Annotated in this window: 12 protein-coding genes; 2 read left to right on the plus strand and 10 right to left on the minus strand. The window is 42.4% G+C overall.

Features of this window, described 5'->3' with window-relative positions:
- Positions 1-134: 134 nt before the first annotated feature.
- The 5 genes from QWZ01_RS16370 to QWZ01_RS16390 all read right to left on the minus strand — a co-directional run bounded on the left by QWZ01_RS16370 (position 135) and on the right by QWZ01_RS16390 (position 6,962).
- Positions 135-2,570: a TonB-dependent receptor gene (locus QWZ01_RS16370; RefSeq protein WP_290325053.1), complete on the minus strand. Its 2,436-nt coding sequence runs from the start codon at positions 2,568-2,570 to the stop codon at positions 135-137.
- On the minus strand, positions 2,567-3,925 hold the full coding sequence (locus QWZ01_RS16375) for an HTTM domain-containing protein (RefSeq protein WP_290325055.1): 1,359 nt from the start codon (positions 3,923-3,925) through the stop codon (positions 2,567-2,569). Before QWZ01_RS16375 ends, QWZ01_RS16370 begins: the two co-directional genes overlap by 4 nt.
- 4 nt (positions 3,926-3,929) lie before the next feature.
- On the minus strand, positions 3,930-5,051 hold the full coding sequence (locus QWZ01_RS16380; RefSeq protein WP_290325058.1) for an imelysin family protein: 1,122 nt from the start codon (positions 5,049-5,051) through the stop codon (positions 3,930-3,932).
- A gap of 78 nt (positions 5,052-5,129) precedes the next feature.
- Complete coding sequence (locus QWZ01_RS16385) at positions 5,130-6,227, minus strand: DUF4856 domain-containing protein (RefSeq protein ID WP_290325060.1); 1,098 nt, start codon at positions 6,225-6,227, stop codon at positions 5,130-5,132.
- An 87-nt stretch (positions 6,228-6,314) separates the two neighbouring features.
- Entirely contained in the window at positions 6,315-6,962 is a 648-nt protein-coding gene (locus QWZ01_RS16390; RefSeq protein WP_290325061.1) for a response regulator transcription factor, read from the minus strand.
- A 179-nt stretch (positions 6,963-7,141) separates the two neighbouring features.
- Between QWZ01_RS16390 and QWZ01_RS16395 the strand changes: the two genes are divergently transcribed.
- Positions 7,142-7,906 carry a DeoR/GlpR family DNA-binding transcription regulator gene (locus QWZ01_RS16395; RefSeq protein WP_290325063.1) on the plus strand — a complete coding sequence of 255 codons (765 nt, stop codon included), beginning with the start codon at positions 7,142-7,144 and terminating at the stop codon, positions 7,904-7,906.
- A 93-nt stretch (positions 7,907-7,999) separates the two neighbouring features.
- On the opposite strand, the gene QWZ01_RS16400 is transcribed toward QWZ01_RS16395, so the two are convergent.
- The 4 genes from QWZ01_RS16400 to QWZ01_RS16415 form a co-directional block, all read right to left on the minus strand.
- Positions 8,000-9,109, minus strand: a complete 1,110-nt coding sequence (locus QWZ01_RS16400; protein ID WP_290325065.1) for a phytase — start codon at positions 9,107-9,109, stop codon at positions 8,000-8,002.
- Positions 9,110-9,171: 62 nt separating this feature from the next.
- The gene (locus QWZ01_RS16405; RefSeq protein ID WP_290325067.1) at positions 9,172-10,434 is read right to left on the minus strand and encodes a right-handed parallel beta-helix repeat-containing protein; all 1,263 of its coding nucleotides are present in this window, start codon (positions 10,432-10,434) and stop codon (positions 9,172-9,174) included.
- Between the two features lie 30 nt (positions 10,435-10,464).
- The gene (locus QWZ01_RS16410) at positions 10,465-13,233 is read right to left on the minus strand and encodes a TonB-dependent receptor (RefSeq protein ID WP_290325069.1); all 2,769 of its coding nucleotides are present in this window, start codon (positions 13,231-13,233) and stop codon (positions 10,465-10,467) included.
- 500 nt (positions 13,234-13,733) lie between these two features.
- Positions 13,734-15,386, minus strand: coding sequence for a tetratricopeptide repeat protein (locus tag QWZ01_RS16415; protein WP_290325070.1), 1,653 nt, complete (start codon positions 15,384-15,386; stop codon positions 13,734-13,736).
- Positions 15,387-15,631: 245 nt separating this feature from the next.
- Between QWZ01_RS16415 and QWZ01_RS16420 the strand changes: the two genes are divergently transcribed.
- A complete protein-coding gene (locus tag QWZ01_RS16420) occupies positions 15,632-16,063 on the plus strand; it encodes a hypothetical protein (RefSeq protein WP_290325072.1) in 432 nt (143 codons plus the stop codon).
- Between the two features lie 43 nt (positions 16,064-16,106).
- Here the strand turns inward: QWZ01_RS16420 and QWZ01_RS16425 are convergent, their stop codons facing one another.
- Positions 16,107-19,412, minus strand: coding sequence for an FG-GAP repeat domain-containing protein (locus tag QWZ01_RS16425; RefSeq protein ID WP_290325074.1), 3,306 nt, complete (start codon positions 19,410-19,412; stop codon positions 16,107-16,109).
- Positions 19,413-19,433: the final 21 nt, after the last annotated feature.

Below are 19,433 nucleotides of genomic sequence, written 5' to 3' on the forward strand. Positions count from 1 at the left end.
GTTTGTGGTAGCGGTGTTTTTGATCATAAATATTTGCTAATCATGATAACCACAAGCGGGACGCTTGCGGTAGCGGAGAAAAAAGAAACCCTCTCCTTTGGAGAGGGTTGGGTGAGGCCCTTACTGATGTCGCCCTACAACTTCACCTGCAGCGTGAGGAAAAAGCTGCGGGCATCGGCAGGGATAATTCCGGGCCCGGGGTAGCTATCGGCACGGCGGGTAAAATATCTTTTATCGGCCAGGTTATTTACCGAACCTTCCAGCGTAAACAGTTTACTTAGTTTATATTGTGCCGATAAATCCATTACCGTATAGGCAGGTATTATGCCATTAATGGCGTTAATGGTAAAGGTGGAGTTAGTAGCATCAGAGAACTGGCTGCTGGTATAAGCCACCTGGTAGCTGGCCGAAAACCTTTTATATTGATATGATAAACCACTTTTAAATATTACATCCGGTGCCAGCTCAACTTTTCTGTTATGATATGCCGACACCTTGCTGCCAGTATAGCGGGCATGGATCAAAGCCAGATTGCTGAATACAGAAACCTTAGTATCATGAGCCCATGGTGCTATAAAATGCAGCAATTCCAGTTCGGCAAATGATTCTAAACCGAGGCTTTGCGATGCCGAAATATTGGTACGATACCGCAGATCATTATTATTAACATCAACCGTATCGGTAGTACCAATGCGGTTATTGTAATGGATCATGAATAGGCTCACATCATAATTAAATACAGAAGATATGTTACCCCGCATACCCAGATCGGCCGAGTAACCTGTTTCATCCTTCAGGTTAGGGTCAACCTGCAAACCTTTAACGCTTGAGTTAAGATCACTAAAATTGATGGCCCTGTAGTTTTGTGATATATTACCATAAAACTGCATGGCTTCACTTTTAAAGTAACTCAGGCCTATCCCGCCAATAACAAACTGGCGGCTGCTGTTTTTAATATCCTGCCGTTCTTCGCGCAGTATCACGTTCCCGGCCCTGTCTGTATTATAAAATATATATGAGCCATTAGCCTTGGTGGTAATATCCTCAAACCTTACTCCCGGTATTATACTGAACTTGGGTGTAAGCCTGAAAATATTTTCAGCAAACACAGCCAGGTTATAGTTCGGGAATACATAGTGAGAGTAATTGTTTACATCTGTTGATGATGTACCATAATTAAAATCAGACGCCTCACCAGTTGAACCATTATTACCTAAGCCTTGCTCCCGGTTGGTGTGCCCACGGTAATACCTAACGCCAACAAGCAGGTTTTGAGGATTGCTGCCCAATTTATAGGTGTACAACAGCCGGCTTTCGTTACCATAGTTTTTATATTGATCCTTGTATAACCGGCGGTCGCCGTTATCATCACCCCTGTTGGTATATTCCAGGAAGCCTACGGCATCGCGGCCCGCGTAAAGACCAAAAAAGCGGGAGTTGAATTTCAGGTTGTCGTTAATTTTATAATCCAATATAAAGGCACCCAGGTTCCAGTTCACTTTAAACCAGTTGCGTGAACGTAAGGATTGTCTTGGATCGGCCGCAAATTCGGCATCAGTTAAACCACCCGGCTGATGTGCCAGGTAATTCATAAAGGTGTATTGAAACGTAAGCGATAATTTATCAGTTGCCTTGTAGTTTATATCAGCATATGCCGTATTTACATTAAACTGCGAATTTGGCCGCCAGCCATCACCTTGTTTGTGTTGAAAAAAGGCATAGTATTGTACCTTGTTTACTGTACCGCCAATACTGTTGGTGGTATTAAAAAATCCCCAGGAGCCTGCGGTTTCGCGCGAGGTGATCTCGAAAGGTTTATCGGTAGCACCCTCCTTTAATTTAAAGTTGATGAGGCCGCCAAATTGAGTACCGTATTGTAACGACGATGCACCTCGCAATATCTCGATCCTGTCGGTCAGTTCTGCCGGGGGGGAATAATAGCTTTCGGGATAGCCTAATGCATCGGCGCTGATATCATAGCCGTTTTGGCGGGTATTAAAGTTGGTTACCCGGTTAGGGTTTAATCCGCGGCCGCCAATACCCAGTTGAATGCCCGCACCATCATTTTCCCATATGTTTATACCGGCCACGCGCGAATAAATTTGGCGGGTATTGTTTGAGGCCTTGTTGCCAACCACATCATCCATCACAATCACCTCGCTTTTTTTACCGGCATTAATGGTAGTGCCTTCTACCGCTTTTAAGCGGGTAACACCAAATGTTTTTTCTTTCCGTGTGCTTACATCCACATTATCCAATTGGTATACTGAGGATTTTAATGTGGCATTGATGGTCAGATCCTTATTTACATTTACCTCCCGCGATAAGGATTCATAACCCAGCTCGGTTATGTTCAAAGTGTATTTTCCTTCTTTTACGTTTTTTAACTCGTAATATCCCGCCGAATCACACTTGATAACGTAAGCGGTATTTTTTAAAGCAATGGTAGCGTTAGCCAGCCCTACGCCCGCTGTTGTGCGCACCGTGCCGCTAACGGTAAATGTTTGTGCCGCTGATCTGAAGGCGGCGGTTAACAATAATAAGCAGATCAATAAGTAAGTTTTTTTCATTGTGCTTTATCATGAAATGGAAGTATCCATTTTTTATGTCCGAAGGTTTCTTCCTGGGTTGCCAGGTTAACTGTACTGTCAATGTACAGGCGTGTGCCGCTGCCGTTTAAGGTTACATAGCTTTCGGCAGTAACTATAGGGTTTCTGATCCCTCTTTTTTGATAATCCTGTGCCAGCATATGTGCAAACTGCAATATCATATCGGGCTGGGTACTCATTTGCGTTTCCTGAAACTGGGTGAGGTATTGCGAATTGATGATCTCCGTTTTGCGACCGGTGGCGGGGTCTTTCACATGAAAGAATGCCGTACCTCCTTTTTCCATCAGCATTACCCGCCACGAAAAACGGTAGCCTTCTTCTGTCCAGTAAAGCTTGCCGGGGTATAGCAAGTAACGGAACGGAAGAAGTAACTGAATGGTAAAATGGATGATCAATAAAGTATAAATAAGTCCGCTTTTAACCGAAGATAAAATATAAACCTTGTCCAATTCCTGTTCACTTTTTGCGGGTATTAATTTTTTCAGATAGCTGATGATCCTAAGGTGTGTTTGCTCCGAAAAGAAAACAATAGTTACAAAGATCATGATGTACGGGAACATACCTATTTTAAAGAACCATGCCGTAAACAAGTGAAACAGCACCACCAGAAAATAAGCAGGCTTCCTGGTGCTTGAATAGCATAGCAAAAAACCTATAAACAAGTCAAATATTGCCCCAAACCAGCTAAAGGCATAAGCCACCCAGGTTTGTGTTAATAACCCACCAATTATGGGTAACTGGCTATTGGCTGGCAGCCATATCCTGAGCGGCATGGCGGCTATGAGCCAGTCGTGATTAAGTTTGGAGATACCAGCAAAAAAGTAAACCAGTATCAGCTGTAATTTAAATATGTTGATACACCATGCGGGCACCGTTATAACCCTTAATCCTGGCTTGCGCCATACATCTGCCGAATAATATCTGTTGGCGGGTACCCATATCATTAAAAAAGCCATTACACTGATAAAGTAGTAATGGTTCAGATAAGTGGTTTTATCAATAAGCTCAACATAGGTAAAGCACAGGAAAAATCCGGTAATGGCTGCATGGTAAAACAAACCAATGGTAACCATTATCGCGGTTATTATAAGCAGAGCAAACACGGTGTACATACCTGCGCCGCCTAAAGGCTTTACCCAACTAAACCCGTAAAAAGTAAAGTGGAGCCTGGGTTTAATGTAAAAGGCATATACCCATCCTTTTAATAAAAACCGAATTACGCTAACAAGCATAATGCTCCCGAATGCCATACGTAAAACGGCAAGGGGAGCAATATGCTGTTGTGCAGTAAATTTTTCCTTTACGGAGATAAACATGTTCTTAGTCCCCGTCTGTATCTCCAAAGGTGATCAGGATACCCAATGCCGATGGCATATCAGTTTTTAACATCACCGTTAACTTTTGCAGCTCGGCGTAGGCCGCTGTTACAGCTGTCGGGTTGGTTTTAATATTATCAGACAATGGGTCTGTTAAAGTTTGCAGCTTAGCTTTTGCTGTAGCAAACTGTTTTAATATAGCATCATTAAGTGGTGTGCCATCGGTGTATTTGGCTGTGGTTGATGCTACGTAATCATCAAAACCCAATCCGTCCTTACCAGTGTAAACATCCAGTACTCCCTGCAGGTGAGCCAATAATAGTTGTAACGATATTTTAGAATAATAAGCTTGAACTTTTTCCGGGAACACCGTACCCATTGACTGTGTACCAGCCGGGATTCCGATCTCATCATTTTTCAGAAACTCATAATCATAAACCAGTTGGTTAACCATTTGCCCAGCCGAACTACCTACATCAGTACCTGTAGCATTTAAAAAAGTAGATTTATAGGTACCATTCCAGGCAGTAAGTATTTTGGCTGCATTAGCTTTTAACTCGGCAGATAATTTGCCTAAAAGTGTTTTCCTGTTAGCAGCGGCAGCATCAGTAGTGTATTGCGTTAGGATGGTATTATTATCGGCACCTATACCAAACAACAGGTAATCAATAGCCGGTAACCCTTTGGCAGAAAGATTGGCCAGCAGGTCGGGGTTATAGGTATTTGAGCTAATGTTGGTATTGATCTGCCCTACATTTGTTGGGTAGGTATCAACCCCCGAACTCAAATTAGCATCGCCCGCCGGGCCAAACTCAAACTCAGATGTTGATTGCCATTGGAGGTAAGCGGTTTTTAATGCAGCCTGCGCGGCAGTAAGCTTGGCAGCATCAGGCGCGGTAGTAAAGGCTGTGATAGCAGCATCTAAATTTGTAGTGGCGGTTTGGTAAGCAGTATAAGCAGGTATAATAACATTATTGCTCATGTTGTTGAGCATGCCTTTACGATCAAACCCGGTACTGTTACCTCCCCCATTTCCAGGGTTATTTCCTGAACCTGATTTGGAGCACGACTGGATCAGTACAAAAGCCGAAACAGCTACTGTAGCTGTATAAATTAATTTGCGCATAGTATTGTTTTTATAGTAAAACCACCCGCATAATTATACGGGTGGTTAGTAGTTTGTTTTCCTATAGGTTGTTGTTGTTTATAGAATATCTTTCACTGATTCAAAGCCATATTGGCCGGCAATCTCATCCCTGATCGCATTAAGCTGATCAAGCGTCAGATCATAAAAGTTTTTCGGAAACAGACCTAAAATTTTATCTATCTCTGCGTCTGAAATTTTACGTTTAGGATTATATTTCAATGAGTAAACAAACCCGTAGCACTCAGATAAACGGCTGTTTCTGGCAATGTTATCGCTTATAGATTCTTTTACTTCTTTAACTTCCTGTAACGCCGCGGCGGCGGTTAACTTTTCAAATGTTTGCAAAATGATGGTAGCTTGTGCATCGCGGGTGGCGTTATCCTTGTTGCTGATAGCGGCACGGCCTTTCAGGAAAGCATCAATTAAAGTTTTGTTGGCTTTAAAACCAGAATCAACCTGCGTGCTGTAGCTGCCCCAAAGTTTAGCACCGGTTTTGTTGGTCGGGAAATCAACCGGAACACCCCAGTAGCCAAAAGCCAGATCCCAGTTGTGCTCCATCGCAGTGCCTTTACCGGCAACAACGTTAGTATTATCAACTGATGAGCTGATACCGGCAGTCATATAATTATTCACTATCTGGTAAGTGATCAGGCCACCCATAATAGCTTTGTTAAACACTTGCGCATAGTTAACACCAGTTGCAGTTAAGGCGTATTTAGATGCAGGACTGGCAGAACTTGCCCCAACACCAGCTACTCCCCTGCTGGCAGGTGTACCTGTTTTGCTCACCTTCACAAGGCTATCAATAAAGTTTGATGCATCTGTTTGGAAAAGTGTAGCTGTTTGGTCTTTTAACTGTAAGCCTGATGTGTTGTAGGCAGCAGCCGCTCCGGTAAAAGGTGAGCTGGTGTTTGAAAACATGTTCTTAAGCGTTTGTCCGTCAAGCGGGCCGGTAAGGGCAGTTTTCATCAGGTTTGACATTTCGGTAACCATACCTAAACGGGTGGTAGCATCCGAGAAATCGGCGTTAGTAAAATTATAGGTTGTTGGTACAGTGTAATTTGGGGCAGGATTACTCTTTTTGTCGTCTTTGCAACTTGAAGCCAGGATCAGCACAGCAGAAAGCATGCTTAGTACAGTAAAGGTTTTTTTCATATCGTTTTAGTGTATTTAGAACGATTCAAAATTAGCTTTAGCAAGCAGGCGGGGCAATACCCCCAGGGAGGTATATTTAGAACTGGTCTAAATAAAGAATTCGTTAAGATAACCTACCAGCATCACCAGTTCGGCGGCATTTTTAAAGGTAAAGCCCAGCTTTTTGATGATGTTTTTACGATGCGTTTTAATGGTATGAACGCTCAGGTAGAGTTTATCGGCAATATCTTTATTGGTTAAACCTTTAGCTATTAAATGAATAATTTCGGTTTCACGCGATGACAGGGGCGGCATATTATCAGCAGTAAGCAGGGCTTGTTTATCACCAAAAAGTATTTTTGAAATATCTTCGCAAAAGTACTCCAGTCCTTTGGCTGTTGCATAAACAGCCTCAATCAGCTCATCTTTTTGGCAGTATTTGGTAATATGGTTTTTTATACCATGCTCAATCAATTCAATTATAGTGCCCCTATTAGGGTTGTTGGAAAGTACCAGCACATTAGTAAAATTGAATCTGGCGTTGATATTCTTAATATCCTCAATACCAAAGTCACTGTCAAAATCATGATCAATGATCACCACCCTTGGTTCCGACTGCCGGATCATCTGATCTAACCTATCGGCCGTAGAAGCATAACCCAGCACATGTATATCTTTAAAAGGCGCCAAAACCGCACTGATACCCTCACGGGTAAGCAACTGATTATCTGCAATAACAACATCAACCATGAGCATATTAAGTCTTATTCCAAATAAGGCTACGAAGATAATTATTTGATGGTTGCCTGCAGATAAAAATAAATCAGTTTTATTTTAACCTTACAACACCGCAAGCGTTATCAACAAAAGGGATTTCATCTATTATTTGCTATTCCTAATGCGTAATTTGGTAACATAAATTTATCGGATAATTTATGATCAATTTAACAGAGCGACATCAGCACATCATTAATAAAATGCAAAAAGAAGGCTACGTTCACGTGGTTGATCTTTGTAAAGAATTAAAGGTATCGTCTGTAACTATACGTAAAGATTTAAAATATCTGGAAGAGAAACATTTGCTTTACCGCACTCATGGCGGCGCAACGCAAAGCAATCCATACACTACCGACAGGCCGGTAAACGAAAAAGAAAAGATACAATCAAACGAAAAGATGCGTATCGGGGAGGCAGCAGCCCGGCTTATAGGTGTTGATGATTCGATCATTTTAGCTTCGGGCACCACCATTCAGGCTTTTGCTAAAAATATACAGGCTCGTGGAGCGCTTACCGTAATAACCTCGTCTTTAAATGTGGCCATTGATTTGATCGATATACCCGGAGTTGAAGTATTACAATTGGGTGGCATGGTCAGGAAAAGTTCATCATCAGTAATGGGGGCTTATGCCGAAAACATACTGAAAGACTTTTTTTGCAGCATGTTATTTCTGGGGGTAGATGGTATTGATATTGAATACGGCCTTACCACTACCAATGCCATGGAAGCCCATTTAAATAAAGAGATGATGGCCATTGCCAATAAAACTATTGTACTGGCCGATTCCACCAAATTTGGTAAGCGCGGCTTTGGCAAAATTTGCAATATTGACGAGATAGACGAGATCATTACCGACGATCAGGTATCGGACCACATTGTAAACACCCTTGAAAGCACCGGTGTTACCGTAACTATTGCCTGATAAATTGCATTATAAAAAAAGCCGCTCAGATCAATGATCTGAGCGGCCCGGGTTTAATTCAATAATTCTTACAAAGTATTAATCAGGGGGTTGTTATTTAGCGGCTTTTGTTTTCAGCTCTTTGCCGGCTATATCTTCCCAACGGTAGTAATGAAAAGTTTTATCGTTGCTCATTACTACAAAAATACCATGTTTAAAAGTACCATTCAACGGAACTTCGGTTACGTCAGAACCATCACTTTGCTGCGCTGCAACATTCGCAATTTTCAATAGCTTGTGCTCAAATGGGTTGCTTTTAGTACCCTCGCGACTGAATATCTGGAAACGGTTTGCACCCTGGTCAGATACCAAAATATAGCCTGTTTTATCGGTCAGTTTATATATTGATATACCTTCATGATCTGCATTAAAACCTGTAGTACCAAATATGGCTAGTTCCTGGTCGCCTTTCTCCGGATCGGCATAGTATTGGCGTACGCCGGTTTGTTCGTCAGAGTAATAAATATAGCCCAGTTCGTTATCTACAGCTATCGATTCTATTTCCTTTTTACCACTGTACTTGCCAAACTTACGTACCAATGTGGCTTTCACATTACCGGTACCGTCATCTTCCAGCAAATACTGCCAGATATAGCCACCAGTTTGCGGCCCGCTTTTACGCCCGACAATAGCGTACATTTTACCAGTTTTGGAAGTATAGATAGATATGCCCATCAGATCACGGTATTCAAAACCTGTTTCGCCGGTAAATGCCTCTATGCCGCCATTGTCAACCTCCTTCATATCAGGCAGGGAATATATGCGCAGCTTGTGCGTCATGCGCTCGGTAGTAATGGCAATATCGGTAGGTTTACCGCCCAGCATCAGCCCGTAAGCCAGGTCAACATTGTTTGGGCGCTTTAAACCACGCACTACTTTATCTTTTACAATTTTGCCTTGCAGGTCAAACACATACAATGCGCCCTCGCTGTTTTTATCGGTACCAATGATCAGGCTTTTAGCCGGATCGGCAGGGTTTACCCAAATAGCAGGGTCATCGGTATCAAACAACACCGGTTCGGTTATCACAACCGGTTTAATGGCAGGGGCAGCACTACCGGGTACGATTGCTCCTTTACTATCGCGCACCTGGCTATGGCAGCATGCCGAATTAAGCAAAATAATACCTGCCGATAGCAGTAAATAGCTATTAAATTTATTCATTAATAATATTGATAAAAGGCAGCCCGGCCGTGTAGCCGGGCTGCATAAGATGTAACGTTAAATTATTTTGTACCGAAAGCGCCTATGTAGTTAGCAGGATCGGGGGAGTTGTAGGTTACACCTACACCGGCAATGGTAATACCTGCTGCATGGTGCCTAATAAAATCGGTTTTACCATGATTAAGTGCAGGCGAACCGCTTTGCAGGTGAAAATCCCAGGCGGTATTAAAATCAGCATTCAATACCGGGGTAGATACCGGGTAGTTTACAAACTTAGGATCGTTATCACCAGCCTTAGTGCTGATAATCTCGTTTACACCGCCTACAATATCTTTAGAGGGCTGAAACTGGTCAACCGTGGTTTGATCATAACCATAATACAGGTTATTGCTGATCACGGTACGTTTATCTTCTGTTGATTTGGTATCTCTCTTGATACCAAAACGGGTATTGGCAAACAGGTTATTGTACAGATCCGCATGTACGTTGCTTTCCAGCCATACCGAACCACCTTTGGCCGATGGCCTGCGCCAGCCTGTATTAACCATGGTATTATTGTAGGCTATAATATAGGCTTGTGGATTACGGTCGCCGGAGTTTGATAGTTTCAGCGCATTGGTATTTGCACTGTAAACAATGTTAAAGCCAACATCGGCCAAACAGCCCGATTTAAAGTTCATGGCCTCACCACCGGTTACACCGGTAGTATAGAAGGTGTTGTTTGCGAAAATGATCTTGCCGCCCTCAATGTAAGTACAGTCTTCCTGAAAGTTACGAACGATACTGTTCACCACAATGAGTTTACCGTTTACGTTGGAGAACCACAGCGCAGGCAGGTTTTCGCCGGCAACGGCTTTATATAAACCCTGTTTTACGGAGGTAGATGCATCTGAAGTGGTATTACCACCATACTCTAAAATGGTATGATCAAGCACCAGTTCGGTACAGGTTGGAGCCGCAAGTATACCTCCCCACATTTTGCCAAACTTTTTGGCCGGGGTTTTATAGGCATCGTTCACGGTAAACTTTACTGGGTTTTCGGCAGTACCCATCGAGTACAGGTTACCTTTTACAATAATTTCCGGCTTGGCAATGGTATCCATCAGTACGGTTACCCCCTCTTCAATGGTGAGCGATTTACCGGCCGGGATAGTGATATCGCCTTTAATAATTTGGGTGCTGCCTTTGGCCCACACACCCGATACCTCGCCGCTTGCCGAACCATTGGCCGAGCTCGTATCTACATCCAAATTGGCCTTTCTGCAACCGCTAACGGCTATGGCTGATAATAACAGTGCCGTGAATATTGGTTTTAAGTTCATCATATTTTCAATTAATAATGATTAATAATTTTTTTAAAGTTTATAGCGTATGCCTATCAGGTATGTTTGTTTGTAGTAATCGCTGCGTATTAAAGTATGTCCGTGCGATTCAATGTCATCATCCTTTAGTGCGGCGTTGGTTGGGTTGGTGCCTTTAATAAACAACTTACTTGGGGTGTTTAACAGGTTACCTCCTTTAATAAATACACTCAATCTGTTTTTAAATCTTTTTTCGGCCGAGGCATCCATCTGGATAAAACCCTGCTGCCACAGATCATTGTTCAGGAACTGCGATACCGTGTTGATACGCGGCCCGGTGTAGGCACCTGCAATTTGAGCGTCCCAACCTTTTTTGGTGTCTTTATAAAAAAACGACACGTTGGCAATATGCTCAGACTGGCCATAAAGCGGGCGGCTTTGGTTTACCGATATTTTACGGGTATCGCCATTAGCATCAGTTATGTAAGTATCCTTAGGCGTTGTGATGCGCGAGTGGGTGTAGGTATAGTTGGCCTTTACACCAAACTTGTTGAAAAACTTAATGAAATCAATCTCGGCACCGTAGTTATGGGCAGTACCAAAATTGCCCGGAGTATAATAGGTATCCTGTCCGCGGGTAGCATCGGCCTGGAAGGTATACTCAATAGGATTTTTAATGTTTTTGTAGAAGGCGCCCGCCAGCAACTGTGTGCTTGCATCAGGGAAAAGCTCGTAACGCAGATCATAGTTATCGGCAATGGCACGTTTCAGATCCGGGTTACCACGCTCCTGGTATTCTTCGTTAACTACCTTGCTTGGTACTATCTCATAAAAGCCGGGGCGATTAAGTGATCTGAAGTAAGATGCGTGTAACTGTTGCTTATCTGTTAAGTAGTATTTGATAGTTAAGCTTGGCAATACATCGGTATATACCTGGTTGCCTACCGGGCGGTTTTCACCTGCCGGGAAAAGCATACGATAGCCCTGATCAGTGTGTTCAACTCGGGCACCACCAACTACCTGAACTTCTTTGGTATTGAATTTAAACATACCATAACCCGCGCTTGTTTTTTCAGAAGCATCGTAGGTTAATGGATTATTTACCGCACCGCCAGGATTAGTTACCGTGAATTGCAGATCGGTATAGTTCTGGAAATCGGTCCCGTAAACCGCGTTTGGATTGACAGGGGTTAGGGAGTAATTGTTATAAAAGCTGCTGCGTTGTTTATCGCGGTATAAGCCACCTGCCGAGAAATCAACATTAACACCTGCAACCGGAGCTGTGTAGGTCAGGTCGAGGTAGCCAGCTTTGTCTTCATCTGTATTGCGCTCCCAGCGGTGATTAACCGGGGTACCGTTGCTAAGCAGGGTACGCCTATCTACAAAGTTTTCACGAACGCCGTTAACATCAATGGTGGTATTATCAGGCACCTCATTCTCTGCCGATGAGTATACTGCCGACCATTGGATTTTCAGTTTATCATTGAACACCTTATGATCGCCACGAAGCATACCGTTATAAATTTGCTGTTCGGTAAAGCGGCTGCGAGTTGAGTAACCTAACTGCGCGTTGCCTTTGGCCGGGTCATAATCTGTAGAGAAATTGGTTGAAAGCTCATCACGCATCTGTATGTTTTGTAAGTTAACGTAGGTGTTAAACAAACTCAGTTTATTGCGGCTGTCAATCACGTAATCAACTTTGGAAAATAACCCGTAACGCTTTTGCTGCTCAGAATATTCCCTGTCATTACGAGCGGTAATTGCTGCGTATTGAGCTGTTGGTACAACCTTGCTATCATAAAAAATACTATTGCTACCGCGATAGGTATTCTGGTAACTGCCTGCAACCAATACACCCAGTTTGCTGTCAAAAAAGCGTTGCCCTAATGATAAGCTGCCCACTACATTAGGTGCAGGATGTTTTAACGAATAGCTTAAAGTTCCTTTCGGAAAATCGGCCTGGGTAGCCTGGTAGGCCTTACCATTTATTTCAGATGGCGAGCGGTGGTTGATGCTACCATAATCATAGCTCATAAACTTACGATCGAAAAACAGCTGGCTGTAGCCGCCTGCTATGTTGGCATTCACTTCAAAACGGTCTGGTGCATCCTTCATCACCATGTTAACAACTCCGCCCATGGCATCGCCTTCCATGTTTGGGGTAAGGGTTTTATAAACTTCCAAACGGGCCAACAGGTCTGAAGGGAAAATATCAAGCGGTACATAGCGGTACTTGTTATCAGGGCTCGGGATTTTCACGCCGTTTACCAGCGTGTAGTTATAGCGTTTGTCCATACCACGCAGGATGGCGTACTGACCATCGCCGTTGCTGTTACGCTCAACCGATACGCCAGATACACGGGCTATAACGTTGGCCACGGTAAGGTCGGGTGATATTTCAATGGCCCTGCCCGATACCACATTCATCACCTGGGTAGATTGCTGCTCCAAACGCCTTGCTGTAGTTTCAGTTGATGCATTCTTTTTAGTTGAAATAGTTACTTCCTGAAGCTCCTTTCCGGCTTCTTCCATGTAAACCTTAAGGCGTGGAGAGTCTCCTTTTTCAATATCCAGTTCCTGAACATTGGTTTTAAACATGATGTAAGAAACCTTTAAGGTGAAGTGCCCTTTAGGTACATCCTTCAATTCAAAAGAACCATCTAAACCGGTGGTGGTTGCCTTCCCGGTTTTATCGAGGCTAACGGTGGCCCCTACCAGGGGTTCGCCGGTTTTGCGGTCATAAACGTTGCCCTTTAGCTTTGTGGCGTTAGCTGCGGTAACGCACAACAGCAGGAATAATAAGGTTTGTAAATATTTACTCATTTTGTAAACGATTAATTCAATTGTGATTGATTTTTTTTGACGCCGCAAAAGTGTTAAACAACTATATCAACCAAAACATTTGACCGTTACAAAAAGGAAACAGCGTTACAAGCAGCATATATGCAACAGCAACACAAAACTACAATTACTTGATTATCAACAATATTACAAATTAAAAAACCTCCATTATCATTAGTTTACCGTTACATTAAGCAAATGTTAAGTGGGTAAAACATCGTTCATACACATGATAGCCTACCTGACATACTTACGAAGTTTTAAAAACTTCGTAAGTATTTATCAGCATAAACTGAAGTAAAATCCTTAAATCCGATGAATCTGTTTAATCATGGTTCATACAATAAATCCGTTATCCTGAACTTGTTTCAGAATCCCGTATGCTGAGTAAATATCATACGCACAACCTTTCTTGTGGGGTGCCGAAATAAATTCGGCATGACGAAATTAACTGGGCTTAGCACCTCAAACTCATCACTCATCTACAAAGCCTGTATAAAAGTAGAAAGGTTGTCACCCTGCTCCAGGTTGAGTTTTTTGCGAAGGCGGTAGCGGGCAACACGAAGGCTATCGTTTGATATGCCCAATAAGCCGGCAATATCTTTCGAGTCCATATTAACTTTGAGGAGCGCTATGAGGCGGATGTCGGCAGAGGTTAATTCGCTGCTGTGTTGCTTCAATTTATCTAAAAAGCTTTGGTGTACCTGTTCAAAAGCTGTGGTAAACTCTTTCCAGTGCTGCTCGTGGTTAAAGCTTTGGTTTATTTGCTGGATAATTTGCTGCATTTGCTTTTTCTGATCGCGCTTATCATCCTTAACCATATCCTGCAGGGTATTACGCATGCTCTCTAACAACTGGTTGTTTTTGATCAGGTTGAGGGTATGTGCCGATAGCTCCTGACCTTTGAGGTCCAGCTGTTGTTTCAGGCTTTCTTCCTGCAGTTGTTTGTTTTTAAGATCAAGCTCCATTACTGCACGCTGGGCCTCAAATATAGATTTGTCCTGTTCGGCTAAAACACGTGCATCATGCATTTTGAGCCGCTGGCGACTAAAGATCACCAGGCCAAGTATTATCACCAATATAACAATGGTAATAACCGCTATAGTAAAAATCTGGTTGGTTTTGCGGATGTTGTTGAGTCTTGTTATTTCATTGCTCTTTTTATCCATGTCATACAACACCTGTAAAAAAGCGGTTTGGTTAAGGCTCTCCTGCGAGTATATTTCCAACGAATATTTCCGGCTCAACTCCAGGTAATGATAGGCGCTATCCAAGCGGTTCATCAACTGGAAACCCTTGCCCAGATCACGGCAGGAAGCAGCCAACTGGTACAGGTTATTGTTTTTTAATGAGAGTGTGAAGGCCATCCGTGATTGCTGAATGCCTTGCTCATATTTGCCGGTTTTACGCAAAATATCGCCAATGTTATTGATCACCTCAATGCTGGCCACCTCGTCATGATGCTGACGGTAAATTTCAAGCGAGTGTTTAAAGCAGGTGTATGATGAATCATAATTAGCAAGGTCTTCATGAATGCTGCCCAGGTTTTCATATATCTTGGCCTGCCCATAGTTATCCCCAATCTGGTTATAGGTTTTTAGTGCCAGGCGCTGATAGTAAAAGGAACTGTCATAACGGTGGTGCTTCTCATACAGGTGCCCAATGGCTCCAAATATTTCGGCCTGTCCATGTTTGTTATTGGTTATTTTATATAATGAAAGGGCTTTTTTGTACAACTGGAATGATTTATCCGATCTTTTATTGTAGTAATATAGTATCCCCATTTTACTAAGGTTTTCGGCAAGCAGATCTTTGTTACCATCTGTACCAAATACCTTATCGGCGTGCAAATAAAAGTCTAAAGCCTGGGCGTAGTGGCCCTGATTAAAACAGATCTGGCCCATTTGCTGCAAACATATACCTGCAGTGTGGTTATCATTATCCTGAACGGCTTTGGCGTGTTGCTTTTTCAGAAGGATAAGGGCCGAGTCTGGATGCTGCTGCCCTAACAGTTGAAATTTCTCAAATTGCTTGCTGTTCTCTATCTGTGCGTATGCAGCAGTATTTATGAGGATGAGCAGAAAGGAGCATAAAAAGGCTAATAAATGAGCTGGCCTGACAAGGAAGTTGGTCATATTAAAAAATCTGAACAGGTAATGATCATTATCAAGCAGCTATATTATTGCTTTAAAGAAAGTTATATCAATAGCTAATCACATAAAATTAGCAGACAAAGGAAACATTTTAATGTGATATTAATGTTAATTGCCACCAGTTGAATTTAAATGAGCAAAACTTGTTTCTGTTAACACAAGGGATTTCGACTAAGGGGATAACAACAATTATTAAATCATTGTGTAACCCTTTTAACTAACCCATCATGAAAACGTTCATTTATTACCCCGCTTTATTCTGTTTATTTTTGGCAGCTGCGGCCTGCAAAAAGAATGACAATATACAACCACGTAACGGATTAAGTTCTCCAAGCTCTTCTTCAGGCATCCCGTCTGCAAAGAGTGACTGTGACACCACGAAAACTATAGATTACCTTTTATCCAATTCAACCGGGATCGATTCATTTGTGATCACATTTTCTGGCCTAGAGAGCTATACGTTTAAATTTCCGGCTTATGGCAGTAAAACTGTATCACTTAAATCCGGCACATACAATGTATCAATCCCCCCAACCGGCGAGTTTGAATCACATGGCTTTTCCATGTATGGCCAAACCTACATCAAAGATAAAGGTGCCAGGTACGAAAACGTAAAGATCGATCCCTGCACAATTCAAAAACAGGTACAAATTAACTGATGGCTAATGTAAAGGCCGCTGCACCCAGCGGCCTTTACCCTATTTAATTATCGTTAACCTGCATCAGTCTGCCATCATAGGTGAGTACAATATAACTTTTACCCCCTGAGTTTTTAACCGGGATCACGTTTGTAAATTCCTGAAAGTTAAATGCCCCGTTGATGAGGTATTCGGGGGCCATAAAACCACCAAGTTGCTTGTTGTAGCGCATATTCATTAAGCCCATGGCATCATACTTGCCCTCGTAAGGTATCACACCCCAAAAGTTCCCATTCAGTAAAATATCGCCGGTTTTATCGCCCTGAGTAATTGTTCTTATTGGCGATTGCTGATACAAATAAGGCAATACTTTGTAAGTATTGGCATGCAGTATATCACTTATAAAAATGCTGTTAAACTGATTGGCGCTTAAACGGGTTTTATCGTCGAGCTTGCCGTCAAATATTTCGGCAGTTGTTTTATCAGCCATCTTTTGATAACTCAGCCATTCCTTTTTCAAATACGGAAGTTCCTGTTCCAGATCATTCTTGGGTCTGAACGGATAGTATGATCCCTTATAGGCATAAGACAGTATCAGGTCATTTTTGCCGTCGTTATCCATGTCGCTGTTGTAAGCATAAAGGGGTGAGTCGGTTGTCACGTTATATTTATTGTTTGTTCCCCAGTTGCCAGCAATCAGATCGGCTTTACCATCGCCGTCAACATCGGTTATTAATGCGGATTGCCACCATCCTTTTTCGTTATCTAAAACGGCAGAAGAAAACCGCTCCAATTTTTTGCCCTTGTTTAAAAAAATATAAACAGGCTGCCACTCGGCAGTGATGAGCAGATCGGGCTGGCCATTGTGGTCAATATCGGTACTGCTGATGCTGGTAATATATGGGATGTGTGTAATGTTATCATAAGCTTTATCATTACTCACAATAAAATCCCCATTGCCCTTATTGATCAATATACTTGATGGCGGATTGGCTGTATAATCGCGATATATGATACTGCTGGTAAACAAAATATCATTCAATCCATCGCCGTTAAAATCAAATATGCCAATGTTGCTTGCCTGATAGGGCAATTGAGGTAAGGCTTTGTACTCAAACTTAAAGTTACCTTTGTTGATGTACAGCCGAGGCTGCATCCGCTTAACGACTTCCAGAAACGGATGATTAGTGCTGATCACGATCAGATCGGGTAGGCCATCTTTATTGATATCGGCCCAGATCGCTTTTTCATCACCATATTCCTTAAATTGATCAAATTGAGGCGCTGTTACTTTATCGTATCCTCCCGTTTTATTGCCTATCAGTAAATATTTGTCCTCGCCAGAAAAACCACCTGCATAAATATCATCTATGCCATCGTTATTAATATCAGCAACCGCAATTGCCGGGGTATGCGGCAGGTAGTTATGAGGCAATAATGAAGCGTAATCAAAATCTGGTATGTTAGATGGTTTTAACTTTGCAAGCAGCGTTGCCTTTGCCGGTTTATAATCAAACTGCTTTTTATCACCGATAAAATTTTTTATGATGCCGGTTACATCCTTTGCCGGTTTCACCAGTTTTGGATCATAGGTAATTACCTGTTTCTGTTTAAAATGATCTATAATTTGCCAGCTGTTATCGGGCCATATTACCAGTAATTGCTTTGGTTTTTCACCCGGCAAAAAGGTGAAAATCCGTTCGTTGCTTTGGGTACTTTCATAGGCATTACTGGTTTGTATTTCCTGATGATCAATATGTTTATCTGATTTGAGGTAAAATTTAGTACCAATACCATCCGGGTTGGCTTTGGTATATTTTACAGCATATTTTAAATAATCGGGCTTATCCTTATGGCTTTCAATAGTGTTGTTTTTATAAATGAAAGCAGGCTCATTCATATTATTGGTCACTATCTCCAAATCGCCGTCATTATCCAGATCAACGGCTACGGAACCTGCCGAAATAGATGGCTGCTGCATATCATTATTTGCCGACTCATCAATAAATTTCAGGTTATCACTGCCATGGTAAAAAACATTATTTACGGCCCCATCGGGCATCATGGCTATCTTTTCTTTATCAAAAATTCGATCATTCTTAAAACCCTCCATTACACTCGGGTTGCCCAGATATTTCAGATAATCTAAATCATTCAAACGTTTTTTGATACCGTTTGAAAAAAACATGTCCTTATGGCCATCCATATCAAAATCCTCAACAAGAGGCGACCACGTCCAGTCCGTAGCCGAAACGCCGCTGTAAAAGCTCAGGTCGATAAATTTATTGCCGTTACCAACATTTAACTGCAAACAATTTTTTGAATACTGATAGCCATAGCCCGCGTTTACCCGCTGATTATAAATATCAAATGGCTCATCGTTTATGGTTGATCGCAGGGCCTTCATATCTCCCGGCAGCATATCAGTAGTGATCACATCAAGGTGGCCATCCTTATTTACATCACTCATGGTATTGCCCATGGAGAAGAGGCTGGTATGCCCGAACGCGCCGTTCAATTCCTCCTTAAAAGTGCCATCATGCTGATTTACATAGTAATAATCCTGCTCAAAAAAATCGTTACTCACGTAAATATCGTCCCAGCCATCATTGTTCAGATCGCCAATACTCAGTCCCAAACCATAACCAATGGGTGCGCTGTAAATACCGGCCTGGCTGCTCACATCGGTAAAATGGCCACCGTCATTGCGAAAAAGATGGTCGCCGGAATCATGGTTGTATTTTTTTCTTAAGGTTGAATCGCCATAGGTGTCATTACTATGTACAGATGAGGTAAGCAGGAACATATCCAGATCGCCATCCTTATCATAATCAAAAAATGATGCCTGGGTAGATAGCCCCGCGAAATCAAGGCCGTACTTTGCTGCGCTTTCGGTAAAAGTAAGGTCGCCATTATTGATAAACAGCTGATTTTTGCCCCTGAAGGTTTTATAGCCAGATACCACGCTCACATAAATATCCTTCAGGCCATCGCCATTAATATCAACTATGGTTACTCCGGTTTTCCAGTTGCCGCTTCCGGCTACTCCAGCCTTGTCCGTTATATCTTCAAACTTTAAACCGCCCTTGTTCAGATAAAGCTTGTTTGAACCCTGGTTTGATACAAAGTACAGATCCTGCAAGCCATCGTTATTAAAGTCGGCTGAGGCCACGCCTGCCCCGTTGTAGAAATACAGATAGTCAAGAATATTAACCGAATCTGTTTCAATATTTTTATTGATAAAGCCCACACCGGTTTCGTCTGCCGAAAGTAGTTTAAAAGTATTCCGGCCTGCATTTTGGCGTTTACAGGCGCTCAGGCAGATAAAACCAATAAAAAGCAGGCAAATAAAAAACCTGAAACGCATCATTATTTATTAGGTTGGCAACGA

It is taken from the genome of Mucilaginibacter aquaedulcis (genome assembly GCF_030409325.1).
Classification (GTDB): Bacteria; Bacteroidota; Bacteroidia; order Sphingobacteriales; family Sphingobacteriaceae; genus Mucilaginibacter; species Mucilaginibacter aquaedulcis.